Here is a 4,021-nt window from a genome sequence, read left to right as displayed (position 1 = left end):
CAAGTCTTTCGAGGAGCTCGACGGTGGCCAACACACCTTCCGCCAAAAAACGTGCAAAACAGGCTGAGAAGCGTCGCAGCCACAACGCCAGCATGCGTTCCATGGTTCGTACCTACATCAAGAATGTGGTTAAAGCCGTTGACGCTAAAGACGCTGAAAAAGCGCAAGCTGCTTACACTCTGGCTGTGCCAATTATCGACCGTATGGCCGATAAAGGTATCATCCACAAGAACAAAGCCGCTCGCCATAAGAGCCGCCTGAACGGTCACGTCAAGGCTCTGAACCTTGCTGTTGCCGCTTAAGCAATAAGCTTTTTAAAAAACCGACCTCAGGGTCGGTTTTTTATTGCCTGCGATTTGTAGAACCCCCACCTGTAGGAGCCAACTTGTTGGCGAGGCGGCTGACCGGGAACGCCATATAAGACCTCTCGCCAACAAGTTGGCTCCTAGAGAGGGACGCCTTACTGCACTGGCGGAGCCGGCACCCACGGCACGATTGGAATGGCGGTGACTGCGTTTTGCGGGCTGCCTTCTATGACTCGGTCGCTGTAGACCAGATACACCAGCGTGTTGCGCGCCTTGTCGAGGAAGCGGACCACTTGCATGGTCTTGAATACCAACGACGTACGCTCTTTAAATACTTCGTCGCCGTCTTTGAGCTGTTCCTTGAACTTGATCGGCCCCACCTGACGGCACGCAATGGACGCCTCGGCGCGATCTTCGGCCAGACCCAGGCCACCCTTCACGCCGCCGGTCTTGGCCCGAGACAGGTAGCACGTCACGCCTTCGACTTTGGGGTCGTCAAACGCCTCGATCACAATGCGGTCGTTGGGCCCAACAAACTTGAACACGGTTGACACAGAGCCAATTTCCTCTGCCGAGGCCAGCACCGGCAAGGTCAACAGAACGCCCAACAATCCACTTACAATTCGCATCTTTCATCTTCCTTAACAGGTCGCAGCTGTTCAGACCAAAATCAGATTATCGCGATGCACCAACTCGGGCTCGGCCATATAGCCCAGCACCCGAACAATGGCGTCCGAAGACTGGCCAATGATCTTTTGTGCTTCCAGAGCACTGTAGTTACTCAAGCCCCGGGCAATTTCCCGACCATCCGGCGCGACACACACCACCATCTCGCCGCGACGAAAGCTGCCCTGCACCAGCTTGACGCCCACCGGCAACAGGCTTCGATGACCTTCCGCCAAGGCGGTGACTGCGCCAGCATCAAGCACCAGGGTGCCGCGCGTTTGCAGATGCCCAGCCAGCCATTGCTTGCGTGCCGCGAGCATTTCTCGCTCGGGAGACAGTAACGTGCCTAGCTGTTCACCCTCTTTAAGGCGCGCCAGCACACGATCGATCAGTCCTCCGACAATCACCGTGTACGCACCGGAACGCGCCGCCAGACGCGCAGCGCGCAACTTGGTCTGCATCCCGCCGCGACCCAGCGCGCCACCAGTACCGCCTGCCACAGCGTCCAGCGCCGGATCATCAGCACGGGCCTCGCTGATCAACTTCGCATTGGGGTTGTTGCGCGGGTCGGCATCGAACATGCCGTCGCGGTCGGTCAAAATCACCAACAGGTCGGCCTCGACCAGGTTTGCTACCAGCGCTGCCAACGTGTCGTTATCGCCGAAACGGATTTCGTCAGTGACCACGGTGTCGTTTTCATTGATCACCGGCACCACACCGAGCCCCACCAGGGTGCGCAGGGTGCTGCGTGCGTTCAGGTAGCGTTTACGGTCAGACAAGTCGTCATGGGTCAGCAGAATCTGCGCAGTATGGCGACCATGCTCAGCAAAGCTCGACTCCCAGGCCTGCACCAGGCCCATCTGACCGATGGCAGCAGCCGCTTGCAGCTCGTGCATCGCGCTGGGTCGGACGGTCCAACCCAAGCGACTCATACCGGCAGCAACGGCCCCGGAAGACACCAGAATCAGTTCGACGCCTGCTTCTTGCAGCGCCACCATCTGCTTGACCCAAACAGCCATAGCCGCCCGGTCCAACCCTTTGCCGTCAGCGGTCAGCAGCGCACTGCCGATTTTCACGACCCAGCGCTGGGCACCTGTCACTTTGCTGCGCATCATCTTCCAACCTTAGCCAGAGAATTTTGATTAATTCGAGATACAAAAACGCCGCTAATAATAGCGGCGTTCAGTTTACTGCACCCTATCAGTCACGGACGTAAATGATTTCCGGACCGTCTTCATCGTCCTCGTCATCATCGCCCCAGACATCTTCTTCCGGGTCGAGCACGCTCTTCACGCCAGTGCGGCGCAAGGTACGGGCATCATCCAGCGCTTGCAGCTGTGCACGGGCTTCATTTTCGATGTTCTGATCCAGCTCAGCCAGCTCACGCGCATAAACCGGGTCCTCAACGATACGCAGGTTACGCTCTTCGAGGTAACGCATGATGTCGCGGCAAAGCGCCTCGGTGCCCAACTTGGAGATTGCCGAGATCACATAGACCGGACCCGTCCACTCCAAACGGTCAACGATTTCCTTGACCCGCTCTTCATGCTCTTCTTCCAGGATTTGATCGCACTTGTTCAGCACCAACCAACGATCACGCTCGGCCAGAGAAGGGCTGAACTTGACCAATTCGTTGACGATGACTTCCGCCGCGTCCGGAGCACTGGTTTCATCCAGCGGCGCCATATCGACGAGGTGCAGCAGCAAACGGGTGCGCGCCAAGTGCTTGAGGAAGCGAATGCCGAGGCCAGCGCCGTCGGAGGCGCCTTCGATCAAGCCCGGAATGTCGGCAACCACAAAGCTTTTCCAGCGGTCGACGCTGACAACGCCCAGGTTCGGGACCAGCGTGGTGAACGGATAGTCCGCCACTTTCGGCTTGGCCGCGGAAACAGACCGGATAAAGGTGCTTTTGCCAGCATTGGGCAAGCCCAGCAGACCGACGTCCGCCAGCACTTTCAATTCCAGTTTCAGGTCACGCTGATCACCGAACTTGCCCGGCGAAGTCTGACGAGGCGCCCGATTGGTACTGGATTTGAAACGGGTGTTACCCAGGCCGTGCCAGCCGCCACTCGCCACCAGCAAACGCTGGCCAGCCTTGGTCAGGTCGCCAATGATTTCCTGGGTCGCAGCATCGATGACCGTGGTGCCGACCGGCACACGCAGGACCATCTCTTCACCTTTCTTCCCGGTGCAGTCGGCGCTGCCGCCGTTGGAACCGCGCTCAGCATCAAAGTGACGGGTGTAACGGTAGTCGACCAGGGTGTTGAGGTTTTCGTCGGCGATCATATAGATCGAACCGCCGTCACCGCCATCACCGCCGTTAGGGCCGCCGTTTTCGATAAATTTTTCGCGACGGAAACTCATGCAACCGTTGCCGCCATCGCCCGCTTTTACGCGGATGGAAACTTCATCAACAAACTTCATTTAAAGCACGCCTCTCGCCACAGGGACGAGCTGAATAGTACAAAAATATAAGACTCTTGCCAAAAATGAGCGTTGCGATACCGATCAGAAACCAGCGACCTCAGAGGTCCACATCACAACAGCCCGCACAAACAGTTTTGCAAGAGACTCACCTACACGTACAAACAAAAAAGCCCCGTCGCGAGACAGGGCTTTTCCAGCAACTACGTAATTATGCCGCGACGACTACTGCAGCTGCAGTCTTCGGGACGATGCTCACGTAACGACGACCGAAGGCGCCTTTAACCTGGAACTTGATCACGCCTTCCACTTTCGCGAACAGGGTGTGATCTTTACCCATGCCAACGCCGTAGCCAGCGTGGAATTGGGTGCCGCGCTGACGCACGATGATGTTGCCCGGAATGATTGCCTGGCCGCCATACATCTTGACGCCAAGGCGTTTGGCCTCTGAGTCACGACCGTTACGGGTACTACCACCAGCTTTTTTGTGTGCCATGAGTTCAATACTCCAAATAGAGGATTAGGCTGAATTAAGCCTGAATACCGGTGATTTTGATCTCGGTGTACCACTGGCGGTGGCCCATACGCTTCATGTGGTGCTTACGACGACGGAACTTGATGATGCG

At 57.1% G+C, this 4,021-nt stretch carries 6 protein-coding genes; 1 reads left to right on the top strand and 5 read right to left on the bottom strand.

The window, feature by feature from the left end; translation table 11 throughout:
• Positions 1 to 23: 23 nt before the first annotated feature.
• Positions 24 to 302 carry a 30S ribosomal protein S20 gene (rpsT, locus tag JWR17_RS05155; protein ID WP_299828959.1) on the top strand — a complete coding sequence of 93 codons (279 nt, stop codon included), beginning with the start codon at positions 24 to 26 and terminating at the stop codon, positions 300 to 302.
• 158 nt (positions 303 to 460) lie between these two features.
• Here rpsT and JWR17_RS05150 read toward each other — a convergent pair whose 3' ends face one another.
• From JWR17_RS05150 to JWR17_RS05130, 5 genes are all read right to left on the bottom strand, one after another.
• The gene (locus tag JWR17_RS05150) at positions 461 to 934 is read right to left on the bottom strand and encodes a CreA family protein (RefSeq protein ID WP_299828953.1); all 474 of its coding nucleotides are present in this window, start codon (positions 932 to 934) and stop codon (positions 461 to 463) included.
• A 30-nt stretch (positions 935 to 964) separates the two neighbouring features.
• Positions 965 to 2,083, bottom strand: a complete 1,119-nt coding sequence (gene proB / locus JWR17_RS05145; RefSeq protein WP_299828957.1) for a glutamate 5-kinase — start codon at positions 2,081 to 2,083, stop codon at positions 965 to 967.
• A gap of 88 nt (positions 2,084 to 2,171) precedes the next feature.
• Entirely contained in the window at positions 2,172 to 3,395 is a 1,224-nt protein-coding gene (gene cgtA, locus JWR17_RS05140) for an Obg family GTPase CgtA (protein WP_299828951.1), read from the bottom strand.
• A gap of 211 nt (positions 3,396 to 3,606) precedes the next feature.
• A complete protein-coding gene (gene rpmA, locus JWR17_RS05135) occupies positions 3,607 to 3,891 on the bottom strand; it encodes a 50S ribosomal protein L27 (RefSeq protein WP_297836646.1) in 285 nt (94 codons plus the stop codon).
• Between the two features lie 34 nt (positions 3,892 to 3,925).
• Positions 3,926 to 4,021 (bottom strand): bL21 family ribosomal protein (locus tag JWR17_RS05130; RefSeq protein ID WP_299828955.1); only part of this gene is annotated, 96 nt, incomplete at its 5' end.

The organism is Pseudomonas sp. (genome assembly GCF_028293835.1).
GTDB lineage: Bacteria > Pseudomonadota > Gammaproteobacteria > Pseudomonadales > Pseudomonadaceae > Aquipseudomonas.
The sequence above is the reverse complement of the archived record's forward strand: the minus strand, read 5'-3'. Positions and strand labels throughout refer to the sequence as shown.